This window comes from Pirellulales bacterium, assembly GCA_035546535.1.
In the GTDB taxonomy this organism is placed as follows: Bacteria; Planctomycetota; Planctomycetia; order Pirellulales; family JACPPG01; genus JACPPG01.
This window is the reverse complement of sequence record DASZWQ010000087.1, coordinates 18801-37102: the sequence shown is the minus strand read 5'-3', so window position 1 is coordinate 37102 and position 18302 is coordinate 18801. Positions and strand designations below refer to the sequence as shown.

The 18302-nt window shown below is 62.5% G+C and carries 12 protein-coding genes; 8 read left to right on the top strand and 4 right to left on the bottom strand.

All coding sequences use genetic code 11. From position 1 onward, the window contains the following. Window positions 1-95: 95 nt before the first annotated feature. Complete coding sequence (locus VHD36_11180) at window positions 96-1370, top strand: threonine/serine exporter family protein (GenBank protein HVU87875.1); 1275 nt, start codon at window positions 96-98, stop codon at window positions 1368-1370. A gap of 17 nt (window positions 1371-1387) precedes the next feature. On the opposite strand, the gene VHD36_11175 is transcribed toward VHD36_11180, so the two are convergent. The 3 genes from VHD36_11175 to VHD36_11165 all read right to left on the bottom strand — a co-directional run bounded on the left by VHD36_11175 (window position 1388) and on the right by VHD36_11165 (window position 8154). Then, window positions 1388-4852, bottom strand: a complete 3465-nt coding sequence (locus tag VHD36_11175; GenBank protein HVU87874.1) for an efflux RND transporter permease subunit — start codon at window positions 4850-4852, stop codon at window positions 1388-1390. A gap of 201 nt (window positions 4853-5053) precedes the next feature. Next, complete coding sequence (locus VHD36_11170; GenBank protein HVU87873.1) at window positions 5054-6511, bottom strand: efflux RND transporter periplasmic adaptor subunit; 1458 nt, start codon at window positions 6509-6511, stop codon at window positions 5054-5056. A 263-nt stretch (window positions 6512-6774) separates the two neighbouring features. Next, complete coding sequence (locus tag VHD36_11165) at window positions 6775-8154, bottom strand: TolC family protein (GenBank protein HVU87872.1); 1380 nt, start codon at window positions 8152-8154, stop codon at window positions 6775-6777. A 375-nt stretch (window positions 8155-8529) separates the two neighbouring features. Here VHD36_11165 and VHD36_11160 point away from each other — a divergent pair, with 375 nt between their 5' ends. The 7 genes from VHD36_11160 to VHD36_11130 all read left to right on the top strand — a co-directional run bounded on the left by VHD36_11160 (window position 8530) and on the right by VHD36_11130 (window position 15882). Next, entirely contained in the window at window positions 8530-9660 is a 1131-nt protein-coding gene (locus tag VHD36_11160; GenBank protein HVU87871.1) for a hypothetical protein, read from the top strand. 38 nt (window positions 9661-9698) lie between these two features. Beyond that, entirely contained in the window at window positions 9699-10298 is a 600-nt protein-coding gene (locus VHD36_11155) for a non-canonical purine NTP pyrophosphatase (protein ID HVU87870.1), read from the top strand. A gap of 280 nt (window positions 10299-10578) precedes the next feature. Further along, window positions 10579-11124, top strand: coding sequence for a hypothetical protein (locus VHD36_11150; GenBank protein HVU87869.1), 546 nt, complete (start codon window positions 10579-10581; stop codon window positions 11122-11124). A 385-nt stretch (window positions 11125-11509) separates the two neighbouring features. Continuing rightward, the gene (locus VHD36_11145; GenBank protein ID HVU87868.1) at window positions 11510-12892 is read left to right on the top strand and encodes a pyridoxal-phosphate dependent enzyme; all 1383 of its coding nucleotides are present in this window, start codon (window positions 11510-11512) and stop codon (window positions 12890-12892) included. A 44-nt stretch (window positions 12893-12936) separates the two neighbouring features. Continuing rightward, complete coding sequence (locus VHD36_11140; GenBank protein ID HVU87867.1) at window positions 12937-14193, top strand: cystathionine gamma-synthase; 1257 nt, start codon at window positions 12937-12939, stop codon at window positions 14191-14193. A gap of 45 nt (window positions 14194-14238) precedes the next feature. Next, window positions 14239-14541, top strand: a complete 303-nt coding sequence (locus tag VHD36_11135) for a hypothetical protein (GenBank protein ID HVU87866.1) — start codon at window positions 14239-14241, stop codon at window positions 14539-14541. Between the two features lie 102 nt (window positions 14542-14643). Next, window positions 14644-15882 carry an amidohydrolase family protein gene (locus VHD36_11130; protein ID HVU87865.1) on the top strand — a complete coding sequence of 413 codons (1239 nt, stop codon included), beginning with the start codon at window positions 14644-14646 and terminating at the stop codon, window positions 15880-15882. A gap of 84 nt (window positions 15883-15966) precedes the next feature. On the opposite strand, the gene VHD36_11125 is transcribed toward VHD36_11130, so the two are convergent. Beyond that, a complete protein-coding gene (locus VHD36_11125) occupies window positions 15967-17868 on the bottom strand; it encodes a M12 family metallo-peptidase (GenBank protein ID HVU87864.1) in 1902 nt (633 codons plus the stop codon). Between the last annotated feature and the right edge of the window lie 434 nt (window positions 17869-18302).

The following is an 18302-nucleotide window of genomic DNA, read 5'->3' as shown; positions in this document are numbered from 1 at the left end:
CGAATGTAGACTTTCCTGTTTGGCCGGTGCGTCGTTTATCAGCAACCTTGCTGTCGACGAGTCTGGTCTTCTCAAGGGTGTTCGCGACCAACCGTATGACGCCTCAGCCCCGCAAAAAACGGCCCAGCTTGTACGATACGGCGATCATCGCCGCGCCGTCCTCGGACGCTCGATTGAACGAGGTCGTCCAGGTGCTGGTGTCGGTGGGGACGGCGCTGCACGAATTCGGACAACCCGCGCACAAGGTCGAGCGGGCGCTCTTGCGCATCGCCGAACGGTTTCAGGTCCCGCTGCAAGTATTCGTTGTGCCGACGGGGCAATTCCTGTCGGTTCACCGTCCGGAGGGGCCGATCACGTTTGTTCTGCGGATGAAGCCGGGGGTGGCCGATCTCGATCGGCTCTCGCAGGTCATGCTTGTGGCCGAAGGGCTGAGCGATGGATCGCTTTCGGCCCTAGCCGGCAAGGCGAAGGTCGATAAGCTCATGCACGACGCGACGCCGCGTGGTGCCTGGGCCACGGTGGCCGCCTACACGTTGAGCGCTGCTCCCTTCTCGGTCTTCTTCGGCGGCGGGTACGAGGAGTTGATCGTCTCGACTTTGGTCGGGCTGGCCGTCGGTGCTATCGCGTACCTGATGGCACGCTATCGGCGCGCCGGACGACCGTTCGAGCTGGTGGCCGCGGCCGCGGCGGCGTTTATTGCCGGATCGGCCGACGAAATCTTTGGCGCCTACGGCGGCTGGATTCCGCTGGCGGCGGGACTGGTCGTGCTATTGCCGGGGATCGGGCTGGTCGACGCTTTGGAGGAGTTGGCCAACGGCCAGCTCACCGCCGGGGCCAGTCGTATGGCCAACGTGGGTGTCGTCTTTCTCTCACTGACGCTAGGCGCCGTGACGGGCTACCAACTGGCCGAACTGTGGCCCAATATTCGCGACGTCGAGCCCGCGCATCTGCCGGAATGGTCCATCTTGCCGGCGCTATTGGTCGTGGCCATCGGCTCGTCGCTGCGGTTCCGCGCGCGGGCCAGCGATTACTGGTTGATCCTGGTGGCATCGGCCACGGCACTTGTCGGCTCGCGGTTGGGCAAGGCGTACGTTGGTGAATTGGCCGGCCCGTTCCTGGCCGCGACCGCGCTGGGGATCGCCGGCAATGCCTATGCCCGATTCAGCCGTCGCGCGGCCGAGCTGATCATCGTTCCGGGCATTGCACTCTTAGTGCCCGGCTCGATCGGTTATCGCAGCCTGGAGGCCTTCCTCAGCCAAGATACCGAGCACGGCGTCGACTCGGCGTTTCAGATGTTCCTGGTCGGAATCGCGCTGGTGGCCGGACTGCTCTTCAGCAATTCGCTGGTGGGCGAGCGGAATGCCGGCTGATCGTGCGCCGACCGAGATCATTCGGCCAGGTGGCCGGCGCCCTCGGGCGGCTCGCGGTGGCCGTAGAAGCTGTAGAGCACCGGGATCAAGTTGAACATCAAGAGGGTGGTCACCATACCGCCGACGACGACGATGGCCAGCGGCCGCTGTGATTGGGCGCCGATCTTGGTCGATAGCGCCGCCGGTAAGAGACCAAGAATGGCCGTCAGCGCCGTCATGGTCAGCGGCCGGATGCGGTTCAGCGCGCCGGTACGAATGGCGGAGCGAAGTGGGACGCCGCTGGCGCGCAGGGCGTTGAACGAGGATACGAGTAACAGCCCGTTCATCACGGCGACGCCGAGAATCGATACGAAGCCGACGGCCGCCGAGACGTTGAAGTTCAGGCCCGTGAGCCACAGCGTCCACACGCCCCCCATCGACATCACGGCCACGTTGGCCAGCACCACGATGGCATCCAGCAAAGAACGAAACGCCAGGTAGAGCATGACCATGATGAGCACCATGGCCAGCCCGACAATAATCGCCATGCGTTGCTCGGCTTCCTGCATTTGCTGGAACTCGCCGCTCCACACGGCGCGGTAAGGGGGCTTGAGCAGGTTCGCGGTTTTCGCTTGTGCTTCGGCCACGGCACTAGCCAGGTCGCGCCCGCGGACGCCAAACTTGACGGCGATCAATCGGCTTCCCTGTTCGCGCGAAATGATCGCAGCACCCGGTCGCACAAACGTGCCGTGAGGATCCGGGACACCTTGCGCGTCGACGGGCGTGACCAGGTCCTTCAATCGCCGGCGCGGCACGCGGCTAACCGCGCCCCCCGTCGCACTGTACGAGCTGCCCGTGATATTGGGCTGCGCGACACTCGTCCCCGTAGCCGACAACGCGCCGGTCGTGCTTCCGTCGGTCGCCGCCGGAATATTGTTCTTCACGACGTCGACAGGAATATCGAGGATCTGTTCCTCGGTCTGGCGCAACTCGCGCGGCCAGCGCAACGTCACGTCGAAGGATCGTTCTCCCTCGACCATGTCCGTAAACGGCTTACCGCCGACCGCGGTCTGAATGACGTCCTCGACGTCGGCCACGCTCACACCCCACAAAGCGCATTTCTCGCGATTGACGGGGAACGCCAGGTTCGACTGGCCGCGAATGTGGAACACGCCGGGGTCGACGATGCCTGGTACGGTGCTCAGCACACTGTTGAATTCACCCGCCAATCGTTCCAACTCGTCCAACTGCGGCCCGATGATCTTGACCGAATTCTCTCCCTTGACGCCGGACAGCGATTCCATCACGTTGTCGCGGATCATCTGCGAGAAATCCCAACTGATGCCGACCAGGCTGCGCGACAGTTCCTCGTTCATATCCTGGATCAGTTCTTCCTTCGTGCGGCGATGGCCGTCGATCTTGGGCCATTCATCCGGTGGGTATAGCGGCACGAAGCATTCCACGTTGTAGTAGCCGGTGGGGTCGGTGCCGTCGTCCGGTCGGCCGATCTGCGACGTGGCCAACCGCACCTCGGGATACTTGATCATGATGTTGCGGGCGATTTTCGCCTTTTCCACCGCTTCATCGAGCGATACGTTCACCGGGAACGTGCCGCGGACGATCATGTTGCCCTCTTCCAGCTCGGGCATGAACTCGCGGCCCAAAAACGGCAAGTAGCAGATCGTTCCGACCGAAACGAAGCCGAAAAAGATCATCGTCAGCAGGCGGTGCTTCAACAGCAGGTCCAACTCGGCCAGGAAGAAAGATTTCAATGCGCGGACCAGGACGTTGTCGTGGGCCGGCTTGAGATGCTTGAAGAAGATCGAGCACAGGACCGGCGAAACCGTGAGCGCCAACACCAATGCGCCCGCCAAGGCAAAAGCGTAAGTATCGGCCATCGGACCAAAGATCTGCCCTTCGGGCCCCGTCATGGTGAACAAGGGGAGCATGGCGCAGATCATGATCACGGTCGAGAAGAACAAGCTGCGCTCCACCTCGCGCGAGGCGCGCAAGATGCGATCCTTGAGCGGCAAGTTGGCGTTCTCGCCGGCGCTGAGCCGGCGGTAAATGTTCTCGACCATGATCACCGACGAGTCGACGATGATGCCGAAGTCGACCGCGCCGATTGACAACAAGTTGGCCGATTTGTGGCGCAAGAACAGCACGGCGAAGGCAAACAACAGGGCCAGTGGGATATTGATGGCCACGATCAACGCCGCGCGCACGTTGCTGAGGAACATCAGCAAGATAACGGACACGAGCAGCATGCCCACGACCAGGTTCTCACGCACCGTTTCCGTGGTCACATCGATCAGTCGCGCGCGATCATAGAACGGGTCGATCCGCACGCCGGGGAGCAAACGCCCGGGCGTGTTGTTCATTTCGTCGATCTTGGCCATCACGTCGGTCAGGGCGGGAATCGATTGCTCGCCTTTGCGCAGCAGGATGATTCCCTGCACTTCGTCCGGCAAATCAAGCCATTGCCGTTTGCCCTGCGCGTCGACGAGATCTTCGCCGTGCTCGTCCGTCAGCGGCCTGGTCATGGCCAGGCGCCCCTGCCGCGTTTGATGATTGACGACAACGCCGCGTTCGCCGAGTGCACCACCGGTCTTGACCGGTCCGCCCTCGACAACGTGTTCCACGCGAATCGGGACGTTGTTGGTGGCCGCGATGACGATGCGCCGAATTTCCTGGATGCGGCGGTTTTCCTCGGCGCGCAAATAGGCCGTGGCCTCCTCTGGCGTGTGCATCTGCATGGCGACCAGCATGGGGTCCTCGCCGCCGCCAATCAGGCCGATGCCGCGGACCACCTGGATCGTGTCGCCTTGCACGACGTAATCGCCGCCGACGTTGGCATTGCTTTGCTTGACGGCATCCTGCAACTGGCTGAGCGTGATGCCGTATTCCTTGAGCCGATCGGGGTCGGGGCGAATTTCATAGCGCTTCACCTCGCCGCCCGTGCTGACCACGCCGGCGATGCGCGGCACGCGCCGAAACTCGCGCTGCAGCGTCCAGTCTTGCAGCGACTTGAGATCGTTGAGCGTATAGATGGGACGGCCGTGCGAGTCCCTGGGGCTGGTCAGCGTGTAGCGGACGATCTCGCCGATAGGCGACGCCGGCGAAATCTGCGGCGTAACGCCCGGCGGCAAGTCGACCGATTGCAGGCGGTTGATGACCTGCTGCCGGGCGTATTCATAATCCACGCCGTACTCGAACTGGTTGCGCAAGTGCGACAGGCCGAACATCGATTTCGCGCGCGTGTACTTCAAGCCGGGGATGCCGGCCAGGGCGACTTCAAGCGGAATCGTCACCTGACGTTCGATTTCCTCGGCGCTGGCGCCCGGGTACTGAGCGACGACCTCGACGATGGCTGGCGCGGGATCAGGATAAGCCTCGACGTTCACGTGCGTGAACGCATAACCGCCCACCAGCATGAGCGCAACGGCCACCAGGAGCACCACCACGGGGCTATTGAGGGCCCATTGGACGAGTTTGGCTACCATGGCGGTTAACCTGGCGCAAGCAACTTGCGATCAGGTTCATTCCCTGGTGATGTTCGATTGTCTGAAAGGCGAGGGACGTAGGATCGCAAGAGAAACCCCGGGGCGCGTTCTCCTGTTTCTACGCAGGGCGGCGCGGGTCAGTCGCGCCGTCTGGCGACTGGTTTCCCACCGCGTGGCAATTGCTGAACGAGATGTAATCCTTTACTCGCTGGCCGGCCGCAGCAGCCCGTTCAACGGATGCGGAGCCTGGGCTTGCACCTGTGGTTGCGAGGCCTTGAGGACGGCCAACTCGGCATTCAACTCAGGTACGCCCGAGGCGATAACGCGCTCGCCGATTTTCAGCGACGAAGCGCCGGCGGCCCGCTCGGCCTCATTCGGTTCGCTGCGAATGCAAACTTTGCCGGGAAGGCGGCTGGTGATCGCCACCAGGCGGCGCGTGAAATCGTCGGGGTGGTGATTGTCCTGCACGAACAACGCGGCCAGGCTGCCATCTTCGATCACCGCCTTGGCGGGAACGGCCACCATGCCTGGATCGGCGTCCAGGGCGATATTGGCGGTGACGAATTGCCCGAGATTCATCCGCCCGCTCTTGTTGTCGAGCATGCCCATTACGGTACCCGTGTGGTCCGCCGGGTCGATGATGCCGGCCACCAGCTCGAAGGTTCCGGAAATCGGCTCATCGAACGGATCGGAAACGAGATCGATCTTCCAGCGACGTTTTTCGGGCTTCAGGTGGCGGAGCGTCGGCAGATCTTCTTCATAGACCCGCGCGTAAATGCGCACGTGGCTATTGTCGGCGATCTTGTACAAGTCGTCGGACGGGTCGACGATGTCGCCGGCGTTGAAATTCTTTTCGAAAATCTGGCCGTCGATCGGCGATCGCAGCTCGGTATTGGCCCAGCTTTTTTCCACGGCCAGGTCCCCGGGTTCGGCCGGTAGTTCGACCTCCCGGTCACCGCCCTGGGGTTTCTTCTTTTCGAGCTTTTTGGCCTCGCGATAAACGGCCTCGAGGTCCTTCTCCAACAGCCCCCAAGAGAGCAACGTCCGCCTGGCGTCTTGGACGGCCACGACCGCCTGCTGGTACTCGCGCGTGGCGTCGATGATGGCCCGCTGGGCAATCGCCCCTTGTTCGGCGCTTTGCAACCGTTCGAGGATTTCCTTGTTCGTGTGAAGTTTCGAGAGCGCGTCGACCAGATCGCTCTTCTTGGCGCCGACTTCGGTGCTCCAGATCACGGCCAGCACCTGGTCCTTGTGAACGTGATCACCGTAACGCAGCGTGCGAGGCGGCTCGCCAGGTGGTCCATCTTCGAACGGGCCAGTCTCTACAACCTTACCGGCGAAGCGCGGCTTCACCCGCACCGTGGCTTCGGCGTCCAGTTCCACCCGGCCTTGTAATCGCAACGGCGGCGGCGGCGGCGCGGCCTCGACCGTAGCCATGCGATAGCCCATCTTCTTCAGCGCGTCGGGCGCGAATTGCAGCGTGTCGGTCTGGCCGGGAGCGAGTGTGACTAGCGCCTGCGGATCGTGCTCGGGGTCGAAGGTCTGCGGCGGGTTCTCCCAGTTCTCGAAACCGCGCAGGCCGATCGCGCCGACGAGCAACAGAGGCACGCCGACAACAACCCAAGGCACGATTTTACGAATCGGAAGTGAGCGCATCATGGCCGCCACGCGCGACGCAGAAGAAAGTCCCTAAATCGAAGTATCCTTGAAGCTTCCGCCGAATGTCAAGCGCGGCTTGAGACGTGTCGCGCGGCGTTTGCAGCCGTTCCTTGATGCCACATTCAGCGCCGCGCGCATCGACCCCAATATCCTCATACCTCGCCACTTGTGCTACGGAAGCCATCCGTCGAGATGTTCTCGGGCGCGAGCGCCGAAGTGACATTGGCGCAACCGGCGTGGCCGGTTGTTTCATTACAATGCCGTTAGGGAAAGATCTCGACCTGCAGCAAGCCCGCCAAAGCGGCCGCGTTGGTCCAGGCGGCCTCGAGCGCTTCGACGTAATCCAGATTCACCTGGGTGAGCGCTTTTTGCGCCTGCAAGACCGGGGCCACATCGACCTGTCCGACCTCGTACGCGTTCTGCATCAAGCGGAACGTGCGCTCGGCGGTGGGAAGAATCTGCTCGCCTATGTAACGTGCTCGATCGCGCGCCGCGCGGTAGGCGGCCAGTGTCTCGGCAGCCTGACGCAGAAGGTCGTTTTGCAGCACGCCGACGGATGCGACCGCATCGCGTATGTTCGCGTTGGCGGCGCGAACGCCTCCCTGGTTCAAATTCCAGGTGGGAATATTGAATTGAAAGTTGTACCAGAACTGGCTGCCCGATCCGCCGTTACTGCTCGAACTGGGCCCCCAGGCCACCGCCGGACCTGTGTAGATATTCGGATACGGCTCGACCTGCGCGCGCTGCAACAAGATGCGGTTCTGGACGATCTGCAATTCCGCTTCGCGCACGGCAGCATTCTGCGTGGCGACGAACTGCCGCATGGCGCCTTCCTCGAATTCAGGCAGATTTGCGGTCAGGTCGCCAAGCGCGTCGGAAATCTCCAACCGCGGCAGTCCCATCGTCGCGGCCAGCGCGCGACGTGCTCCAACGAGGATCAATTGCGCGTTTTCCAAGGCGATGCGCGCCTGCTGCAATTCGATCAATAACAGCAGCACGTCGGTCTCGGCAACCGCGCCGGCTTTTTCGCGCTGCTGTGCGGCATGGTGGGAGCGGGTCGCGATTTCGACCAGCTCGCGCAGTACCGCCACGCGCCGCTCTTGTGCCAGGACGCGGTAAAACTGTTGCCGCACAGCGGTCAATAGATCGAACCGCTGCCGTATGTAAGCGAACCGCGCTTGGTAGACGTCCTGCGTGGCAGCCGCCCGGTCGAGCCGCAGCTTGCCCATCACCGGCACCTCTTGCTGGAAGCCCGCGTTGTATTGGCTTTGATTGCCGGCGAACACTTGCGGGTTGTTGGTATCCCAGCGCGGATTGTTCCAGATGCCGGCCTGGATGGCCTTGCCGATGTTCGCATCGATGCGGGCGCGGGCTTGCGCCAGCAAGGGATTGTTGCGCACGGCCAGGTCACTGGCCTGATCGAGATTCAGCGAAGCGCCGGCCGGGCCTTGCATCGCAATGCCTCCGGCCGCGGGTGCAGGCACGACCTCCGCGCTGCTTTCCGGCGCCGTCAGCCGTTGCACGACGGGCCGCGCCGGCAAGCCGCGGCGCGCCTGCTGCTGCGACTGCTGTGCTAGCACGGGCGGCGATAAAGAGATCGCCAATCCCAGAACGCACAGCAGAGGTCGCGGTAAGCGACTCACGAGGGGAGTTCCTCAATCGACGTGGTGTCTCTGCACTAATCTCGGCCCCGCAAATTCATCAATCGAGTCAAAGCCGGCCTTTAGGTGCAGAAGCCCCAGTTTGCCGTACTTAGGAGGCGCCGCAGAAAACGGCGGCGACTAGGAAGAAGAACGAGGCCTTTCCGGCGCACTGACATCCGGGTTTTCGACCTGGAACCTGACAAAGTCGTTTGTTAGACTCCGCCACCTTTCCCGCCGGCGACCACGCGTCGCACCGGCCAGCATGTTCGTGCGATTTTGATTCCCTGTTTGCTACTCATCATTATTTGAGTTGCATCGTTGTCCGCGCGCCGCGCGGCGGACGTCGAAGTCGTGGGCCTTTCGCGAGGAGTTGCCATGTCGAAGCGTGGGATGCTTCTGGGGCTGTTGTTGCTGGCTCTATTGGGTTCGTACGCTTCGGCCGCGGCGCCCTGGAACAAGCTGGATCTGTTTCACCGCTTGGAAGCGGATCCTGAGAAGTCGTATCCGCTCACGGATCGCAATGGCCCGTGGACGATCATGGCCATCACCTTCTCGGGGCCCTACGCCGAAGACCAGGCGCGCGAGCTGGTACACGAGTTGCGCAGCAAATACAAGCTTCCCGCATACACGCACACCATGACCTTCGATCATCGCGCTGAGGGATCGAACAAGTCGCCGGGCGCGGCGCACCGCAAGGTGCGTTATCGATTGAACGAAATGCGAGAGATCGCGGTTCTGGTCGGAGATTTCACGGACGTCGAGGACCGCCACGCGCAGAAGACGCTGGAGAAGCTCAAATTTGCCCAACCGGACTGCCTCGATATCCAAAAGCGCGCCAAGGAAGGCAAGCCTGACAGCCGCACGCTGGGCGCCATGCGCGCCATTCAGCAGGCGATGCTGGCCGACAGCAGCCCGAAGAAAAAACGCGGGCCGATGCGCAATGCCTTCATCACCACCAACCCGCTCTTGCCGGATGAATACTTCGTGCCCAAGGGCATCGATCGTCTGGTGCTCGAAATGAACGAGCCGGTGAAATATTGTTTGCTCGACTGCCCTGGCAAGTACACGGTGAAAGTGGCCACGTTCACCGGCCGCGTGGTGATCGATCAAAAGCAGATCGAAGAGATCGAAAAGAAAGGGAAGCCCTTCGAAAGCCAACTGGCCGACGCTGCCGACAAGGCGCATCGCGTGACCATGGCGCTGCGGGAAAAGGGATACGAAGCCTACGAATTCCACGACCGCTACGCCAGCATGGTGACGATCGGCAGCTTCGATTCGGTGGGCACGCCACGGGCCGACGGCAAGATCGAGATCAATCCGCAAGCCCACGCGATCATCGAAACGTTCGGCGCCGAACGCAAAATCATTCCCGGTCAGGCGGCGCCCCAACTTGGCAAACCGAAGGTCGAGGCGGGCGTCATGCTCGACATCCAGCCGATGCTCGTGGAAGTGCCCAAGCGCTCGTTGGCAGCCCAGTACGAACGGCCGGCACTCACGGCGCGGTAAGGTACGCGCGGCGGCGAAAACTGCTATCCTGACGCGCCATGACCGCACTCGTATTGGGCACGCACAATCGTAAGAAGGGGCTCGAACTGGCCGACCTCGTGGCACCATGGCGGATCGAGGTGCGCACGCTGGCCGACTACCCGCAGGCGCTTGCCGTGGTCGAGGACGGCGACAGCTTCGCCGCCAATGCGAGGCTCAAGGCGCAGCGGCAAGCGGCGCATCTCAATGCGTGGGTCTTGGGCGAAGATAGCGGTCTGGCCGTCGACGCGCTTCAGGGAGCGCCCGGCATATTCTCCGCGCGCTATTCCGGGCCGGAGGCGACCGATGAAAGGAACAACGCCCGGCTTCTGGAAGAGTTGGCCGGTGTGCCCGCCGAGCGACGCGCGGCCCATTATGTTTGCTGGGCGGTGCTTGCCAACCCGTCGGGCGACGTGGTCGCGGAAGCCAGCGGAGAATGCCACGGACGCATCTTGCGCGTGCCGCGCGGAACGGCCGGTTTTGGCTACGATCCGCTCTTCGAGATCCCCGAGTATCACCGGACCTTCGCCGAGCTGGGCGGAGCCGTGAAGGGCTGTCTCAGCCATCGCGCCCGCGCGATGCGCAAAATACTACCACAATTGGTGGCGTTTCTCGCCTGAATGGGCGCGCCGGCGCGGAGGCGGAAGTATCCGTCCACAAATTGCGCAGACTTCCACGGATTTTAGAGGAATCGTGCGGCTGATCTTACTGAAGTCGTGCGGGAGCGGGTGACTCTTCGTTAATACATCCGTGAAATCTGCGGATGCATTCCGTGTTCGCATTCGCACACCGCGCAAGAAAACGGGCGGCCCTACATAGTGATGTGGGACCGCCCGCTTGGCAGCTGGAATTGCCATCGTGAAGAGCGATGCGCCCTAGCAGGTGCAGCAGCAGCAGGGCATGCCGCCCATGCAAATGCAGCACATGCAGCCCGACTTCATGCAGGCGCACACGCAATCGCAGCATGCTTGCAGCATGTCGCAGCATGCCTTGTCACCTGAGGTGCAGGTGATGCAGACGCCGTCCTTGGTCATTTCACACTTGCAATTGCACATGGCGAAATTGCATTGGCACATGACCATGCCGTTCATCATGCAGCAGCAGCTGCACATGCCACCGGCCAACATGCGGCAGATGTTCTGCAGCGTGCTGCACGACACTTCGTCGTCGCAAACGCAGTTCATCTTGATACCGCCGGCGCACTTCTCCATCTTCACCTTGCACTGCGGAACCATGGCCATCGAAGGCATACCGGGGGCCATCGAGGGCATGCCGGGCATCGACGAACTCGCCATGCCAGACATCGAGAGGGGACGATCCACCATCATCATGGACATCTCAGACTCCTTTCATCTAAAGAGCGGCCGGCCAAACTGCAGAGCAGGCGCTTGCAGCCTGCGCCGGCCGGCAACTCGCCCGCGGTCCTCTGGTGGTCCAGTGGGATGACGCGACGTTTGGTGAGTGAGCCTCCCGTTGCCGGGTCGGCGTCTCCGATCAAAAATTCCTGGGGGTCAATCTATCGCAGCCGGCGAATTTTTCGCAAGTCCTTTTTTCGAAACGCCTTAAACCGAAACCGAAAGACCACCCCAACAATCAACATGGTGAACTAAGCCGACAAGGCAAGAATTGCGATCTCCACAGGCAGGCATTTAACCGCCCGATCCCCTCATGCGATTGGCGGACCCTGCTCGATATAAGAGTTGCAGCGGTCGTGGGCGAGGCTGCCCAATCTGCTGGCTTTGGCGGCACTTCGCCCTCCTCGACGCTGTCCCATTTCCCAGGGCGCACATTCCGTGCGCCCCGAACCGAGGCCCTTTCGGCGAGCCCGAGCATGAGCACCATCCTTGCGCCGGTCGACGTTCTGAGCCTGATTGGCAACACGCCTTTGGTGGAACTGCGCACCTTCGACGTCGGCTGCTGTCAGCTATCGGTCAAGCTCGAGAGCCATAATCCCGGCGGGTCGATCAAGGACCGCATCGGACGCTCGATGATCGAGGCGGCCGAACGCGACGGCAAGATCGGTCCGGGATCGACGCTGGTCGAAGCCACGGCCGGCAACACCGGGCTGGGCCTGGCGCTGGTCGCGGCGCGCAAGGGCTATCGCCTGGTGCTGGTGATTCCCGACAAGATGAGCCGCGAGAAGGTGTTCCATTTGCGCGCACTCGGCGCGGAAGTCGTCATGACCCGCAGCGACGTCGGCCGCGGTCACCCGCAGTATTACCAGGACCTCGCCGAGCGCATCACGCACGAGACGCCCGGCGCCTTCTATATCAATCAATTCAATAACCCAGCGAACCCGCTTGCGCACGAGACAACAACCGGCCCCGAGATCTGGGAACAGACGGGCCACGATCTCGATGCCGTCGTGTGCGGCGTAGGATCAGGCGGCACGATCACGGGCTTGAGCCGGTTCTTTGCCGAACATGCACCGCACGTCGAAATGGTGCTGGCCGACCCGGCCGGTTCGGTGCTGGCCGAATTCATTCGCACCGGCTTCATCGGCGAAGCAGGCTCGTGGGTCGTCGAGGGGATCGGCGAGGACTTCATTCCGCCGATCGTCGATCTTTCGCGCGTGCGCAGCGCGTTTACGATTACCGACACCGAGAGCCTGACCACGGCGCGCGATCTGTTGCGCAAAGAGGGGATCCTGGCCGGCTCCAGTTCGGGCACGCTCGTGGCCGCGGCCATTCGATACTGTCGCGCGCAGACTAAGCCCAAGCGTGTCGTGACGTTCGTATGCGACTCGGGCAACAAGTACCTGTCGAAAATGTTCAATGACTACTGGATGGCCGATCACGGCTTTGCCAAATCGCAACCGCTTGGCGACCTGCGCGACGTGATCTCGCGACGGTTTGCTGACGGTGCCGTGGTGAGCGTTTCGCCCGATGAGCCGCTGGCGATCGCCTATCAACGCATGCGGATGTACGACATTTCGCAATTGCCCGTCATCGACGAGAAGCGGATCGTCGGCATTCTCGACGAATCGGACTTGCTCTTGGCGGCGTCGACCGACGTGGATGCCTTTCGCCATCCTTGCCGCGCGCGGATGACGACGCGGCTCGAAACCGTCTCGAGCCATGCCAACGTGCATGACCTGCTGGCGATTCTGCACGCCGGCAAGGTAGCCATCGTCGCCGACAACGGCGAATTCCACGGCTTGATCACGCGCGTCGACTTGCTGAACTACCTTCGTCGCGAACGCCGGGCGGCGTAGCACGCGCCTAAAACTATACCCAGGACTGCCAACAGGACTGATTCATGAGCACCGTCAGCGATTTTTTTTCGAGCGTAGCGACCTGGCCGGTCACGGTTTGGAATCGGGCGGGCGTCGCTCCCTATCCGGAAGAGAAGCCGGAACCGCCCGTCGCGCGCGCCGCCTTCGCCACGCGCACGATCCACGCCGGACAATCGCCCGATCCCACGACCGGCGCCGTGATGACGCCGATCTACGCCACAAGCACCTACGCGCAACAATCGCCGGGCGTACACAAGGGGTTCGATTACGGGCGCAGCCATAATCCCACGCGATTTGCCTTCGAGCGCTGCCTGGCCGATCTGGAAGACGGCCGGCAGGCGTTTGCATTCGCCTCGGGCCTGGCGGCGATTGCCACGGTGCTCGAACTGCTGGACCACGGATCGCACGTCCTGGTGTGCGACGACATTTACGGTGGAACGTTTCGCCTGTTCGAGCGCGTGCGGAAAAAATCGGCGAACCTCGACTTCAGCTTCGTCGACCCGACGAAGCTGGAAAGCTTTCGCGCCGCGATCCGCCCCAACACGCGGATGATCTGGATCGAAAGCCCGTCGAATCCGCTGTTGAAGCTGACGGATCTGAGGGCCGTGGCGGCGTTGGCGCGCGAGCGGAATATCATCAGCGTGGCCGATAACACGTTCGCTACTCCCTACGTGCAGCGACCTCTGGCGATGGGCTTTGATATCGTCGTACACTCGGTAACGAAATACCTCAACGGCCATTCGGACGTGATCGGTGGAGCGGCGATCGTCGGAGAAAATGCGGCGTTGGCCGAGCGCCTGGCGTTTCTGCAAAATGCAGTCGGCGCCATTGCCGGGCCGTTTGACAGTTTTCTCGCGCTGCGAGGATTGAAAACACTGGCCCTGCGCATGGAGCGGCATTGCGCCAACGCGCAGATGATCGCCGAGTGGCTGGCCGCGCGCTCTGATGTGAAGCTGGTTCACTACCCGGGCTTGCCCACGCATCCGCAACACGGACTGGCCCAACGACAGATGCACGGCTTTGGCGGCATGATCTCGGCCGTGGTGGCCGGCGGTGTGCCGCGTGCCCGGCGGATGCTGGAACGCTGCCAGATTTTCACGCTGGCCGAGAGCCTGGGAGGGGTCGAAAGCCTGATCGAGCACCCGGCCCTGATGACGCACGCCACGATTCCGGCCGACAAGCGCGCGGCGTTGGGCATCGACGACGGCCTGGTCCGGCTGTCGGTCGGCGTCGAGGACGTGAAGGACCTGATCGCCGACCTGGAACAGGCTCTGGCGTAGGGAAGGTTCATTTCCGACGGACCCTGGGCATTGCATAATTGTGATATGAGCGACATACCACAATTCGTGCCTCCCAATCGTAAGAGCGCGGCCGACATTCATGGTCCATGGCAGGATCCTGGGTTCGATTCCGGGCTGATTCAACGTGTGCGAGCGAACTGGACAGTCCCAATCCAGGAACTGACTAATCACCTCCTCGCGACGTTTCTTCGTCAGCGCATCGCCATTCATTTGGCGGTAGCGGAAGCACGTAAACGCCTAGACGCAAAAACCGTAGATGGATCAGAACTCTACGACGAGGAGCTTTTCGTTGCTCTAAAGGATGCAACGATGAACGTGCCCGAGTAGCTAACGCGGAACGACATTCCTTCAGCGCGCTTTCGACAGGTCACGAAAAGTCCGGCGTCGTCCCAATTAATTGCGACATTTACCTATTGCCACCGAGCCGCCATGTCCGACGCGTTCTCTTTCCAGGCCCGCCGTTTTGATACCGGTGAGCTGGCGCGCGTCGCGATCGCCCAGGGGCGGATCGCGGGCCTTACGACCATCACGTCGAGCTCGGCCGCCGAGGCGCGAACGGTGCCCTGGCTCGCGCCGGGGCTCGTCGACATTCAAATCAACGGCTACGGCGGGCAGGAGTTCAGCTCGCTGGATTTGTCGCCCGAGCGCGTGACGGAAATCGTGCGGCGGCATTTCGCGTTTGGCGTGACGCGCGTTTGTCCGACGCTCACGACACAAAGCTTTGCCGTCATGCGGCACGGCGTGGCGGCAATCGCTGCCGCCTGCGAGCGCTGGCCCGACGTTGCTCGAGCCGTGGCGGGCATCCATCTGGAAGGGCCGTATTTTTCGACCGAGGACGGGCCGCGCGGCGCGCACCCGGCCGAACATTGCCGGCGCCCCGACTTCGCGGAATTTCAGGCCTGGCAGGAAGCTGCGGGCGGACGCGTGCGTCTGCTCACGATGTCACCCGAGTTCGATGAAGCGCCGCGGTTCATTGCGCAAGTGGTGGCCGCGGGAGTGGTCGTTTCGATCGGTCACACGGGCGCGAGCGGCGCACAGATTCGCGCGGCCGTCGACGCCGGCGCCCGCTTGAGCACGCACCTGGGAAACGGGGCCCATCGCATGCTGCGGCGGCACCCGAATTACATTTGGGATCAATTGGCCGAAGATCGGTTGTTCGCCAGCCTGATCGTCGACGGCCATCATCTGCCCCCCGAGGTTGTGAAGACTTTCGTGCGCGCAAAGTCGCCGGCGCGCTGCCTGCTCGTCAGCGACGTATCGGGCCTGGCGGGCCTGCCGGTCGGGCGCTACACAAGTAGCGGCTGCGAGTTGGAAATCCTGCCCGACGGCCGGCTCGTGATCGCCGGCCAGGATCAACTGCTGGCCGGTGCCAGCCTGCCGATTGGTGTCGGCGTGGCGAATGTCATACGGTTCGCCGGTGTCGAACTGAAGACGGCCGTGGACATGGCGTCGCGTACGCCGAGCGAACTTCTCGGACTATCGATGCCTGAATTAAGGCCAGGCGCGGCGGCGGATCTGGTACTGTTCGACCTCCCGGAAGATTTGGTGGCGAAGGCGGGTAAGGATCGACCGGCGACAACCAGCGGTCCGAGGGCCGGAAGCAACAACGGGCTGCAGATGCGCGCGACCATCCTTGATGGCAAGATCGTGTACGGGCAGGTCGGCTAGCGACCGACTCTCGTTTTCAGCGCTCGCGTCCGCACTGGTGGGCGAGCCACCAGTGGCACCCGCGCATTTCGGACATTTGATAACTTAGCGCCGGCCATTCGCTTGGGCCGCAGGCTGGGAATTGGCGGCCTTCGCAGAATGGATCGGCAGCTCTTTGACCCGGCGGCGTACTTCTTCCATCGCTTCCTTGAAGCGCGGGTCCGACGTCGAGCCGTACTCGGCGACGAACTCCTCCTGGGTCATCCCATCGCGCAGGCCGTCGATCGGCGGCATGTACCTGGCGAAGGAAAAATCGCGCGCCACCTCGGGCAGCTTTTCGTCCGATGTCTTGATGAATTCGGCCAGGGCGATGCCTGCCAGGTCCGCCGCGATATCGGCAAAGCTGAAGCCGCTTTGCCCCTGAACATCGCGCATCTCTTTCAACAGTCCCGCCGATTCGGCGATCGACGCGCTCGATAACGCCGCCATCGCGGCGGAGAAGAAGTAATGCCGCGCCAGATCGTTGCGTCCCAACAAGGTCGGCGCGCCGATCACGTCCAGGCGTCGCTCACGCTGTTGGCCGTTTTCCAAGCTGGCCAGCAGATCCCGCGTCAGACTGTTCGACATGAACATGTCGGTATCACCAAGCGCTACGGCCAATCCCAGCGTGAAGGCTTTCGGCCGCTGGGCAACCGGTAATTGCATGGCGGCGTAGGCGGCGGTGCGGACATACTTTTCCGTGAGTGCGTCACCTGTAGCCCGTGCCTGGCTGCCGTCGGTCGACGTGCGCGACAGCCGGCGATTGCGATCGGCCACGTTGACGATCGCATCGCGTACGCGCTGAGCGCCCTCGACAAACGTCTTGGCCGGGGTGTGGGCCGCACTCGCAGCAAGGGGCGGATCTTCACCCAGCGTCGCCAGGTAAGTGCGGGCGGCAGTGTCTTCCGGGAAGGCCTTGCCCAAGGTCAGGTAAATCGAGACCAACGCGTCGCGCGTTCGCGGGCTGACCTGATAGAACCGTTCGATGTGATGGTCGCGCAGCTCCTCGGCAACCAGGTTCATCGCCAGGGCATTGATCGGATCGAATACGATCAGGAAGCGCTTGGCCACCGATTTGCGGTCACCGAGGATGGGACGCATGACGGAGGTCGGCTCGGGACTGTGCGCTGCTCCAAAATGATGTCCCAACTCGTGGACCAGCAGTTCCAATCGTTCGGGCTCGGAGACGTGTTTCGACCACTCGCGCAGCATGATGTGCCGTGCCAACGGCCCTCGCGTGCCGCCGAGATGCGTGCGGCCGGTGACCAGCGTGTACTGGCTGGCGAAGCCGATGGCAATATCAGCGGGCGCGGGATCGACGTTGGCTTCGAATCCGCGCAACTGCGCTTCGAAGTCCTGCACTTTATTGTCCGTCACCCAAGTGTCGCAGGCGACGACCTCGAATTTGACGCCGGCATATTTTTCGAAAATCTTCGAAGCGTCGCCGATCCGCTTGCGCAGACGTTCCTCCCAAGCCGCGCGCACGGCCTTTTCATCATCATCGACGAGGATCTTGATTTTCACCTTGGCTGGTGGCGGCGGCTCGGCCGCGGGAGGGGCGGCGTTCTTGCGCGGGGTGGGCGGCGTCTTGGCGCCGGCGGCCTCGACGACGTCGCCCGGTTCGCCAAGGGCAATCTGCTCGAGTTCGAGCTTCTCCCCCTCCCGCGCCCTATGGAAGAAATAAATCGAGTTGGGCGCCAGCTGAAAATCGTGACGGGCTCCCGCGCTCATGTACGCCAGTCGAATCCGATCGGCCGGGCGACAACGCAATGTCAGCAGATCGCCCGCCGCCAGTTGGTACGCCTGCCCTTTGGCGCTGCCGCAGGCGGCCGCGAATTTCACGGCCGCCGTCGACCGATTCGAGAGCACCACGACGTCGGCGCGGACGCTCGACGTATCAATGGCCAGAAAGCCGAGCACCGCGGCCACGAAAGCGGTTAGCGACGAGGTTCTGGAAAGCGAATCCACGACGAGCCCTGGATAGTCGTTTGGCCAGAATGGTCGTTCAGAGTGAAATGCGCCTCTGGGATTTGGGCGCCGTCGCCTCCGCTTTGCGCCGTTCGGCGACAACGCTCGGACGTGCCCTTTAATCAAGTCTACCCGGGGGCACGGATGCCGCCAGCGACAGAGGTATCGCGGAGAAACAGCGGCCAACAAGCCGCTACGAGAAAAAGAGACGCCCGAAGCCGCTATGAGGGGGGGCGAAGGGGGACTCAGGGTCTGAATCCAGCGGCTTCGGGCGCCAATGTTCTGTTGAAATCGCGTTTTTTCGCTACGTCGGCATCGCCCGACGGCAGCGCCGATCTCGACCGCAGCGCGGTCACTAACTCTTCGCCCTACAACATGATGGCCACGGCAGCCGCGGCCAGCAGTCCTGCCAGAATGTAGGCGGGCGACACGTT

What these genes read in the sequence shown, in the direction of transcription:
- VHD36_11180 (HVU87875.1), top strand. Translation starts at nt 96, where the DNA reads ATGACGCCTCAGCCCCGCAAAAAACGGCCCAGCTTGTACGATACGGCG.
- VHD36_11175 (HVU87874.1), bottom strand. Translation starts at nt 4,852, where the DNA reads ATGGTAGCCAAACTCGTCCAATGGGCCCTCAATAGCCCCGTGGTGGTG.
- VHD36_11170 (HVU87873.1), bottom strand. Translation starts at nt 6,511, where the DNA reads ATGATGCGCTCACTTCCGATTCGTAAAATCGTGCCTTGGGTTGTTGTC.
- VHD36_11160 (HVU87871.1), top strand. Translation starts at nt 8,530, where the DNA reads ATGTCGAAGCGTGGGATGCTTCTGGGGCTGTTGTTGCTGGCTCTATTG.
- VHD36_11155 (HVU87870.1), top strand. Translation starts at nt 9,699, where the DNA reads ATGACCGCACTCGTATTGGGCACGCACAATCGTAAGAAGGGGCTCGAA.
- VHD36_11150 (HVU87869.1), top strand. Translation starts at nt 10,579, where the DNA reads ATGCCGCCCATGCAAATGCAGCACATGCAGCCCGACTTCATGCAGGCG.
- VHD36_11145 (HVU87868.1), top strand. Translation starts at nt 11,510, where the DNA reads ATGAGCACCATCCTTGCGCCGGTCGACGTTCTGAGCCTGATTGGCAAC.
- VHD36_11140 (HVU87867.1), top strand. Translation starts at nt 12,937, where the DNA reads ATGAGCACCGTCAGCGATTTTTTTTCGAGCGTAGCGACCTGGCCGGTC.
- VHD36_11135 (HVU87866.1), top strand. Translation starts at nt 14,239, where the DNA reads ATGAGCGACATACCACAATTCGTGCCTCCCAATCGTAAGAGCGCGGCC.
- VHD36_11130 (HVU87865.1), top strand. Translation starts at nt 14,644, where the DNA reads ATGTCCGACGCGTTCTCTTTCCAGGCCCGCCGTTTTGATACCGGTGAG.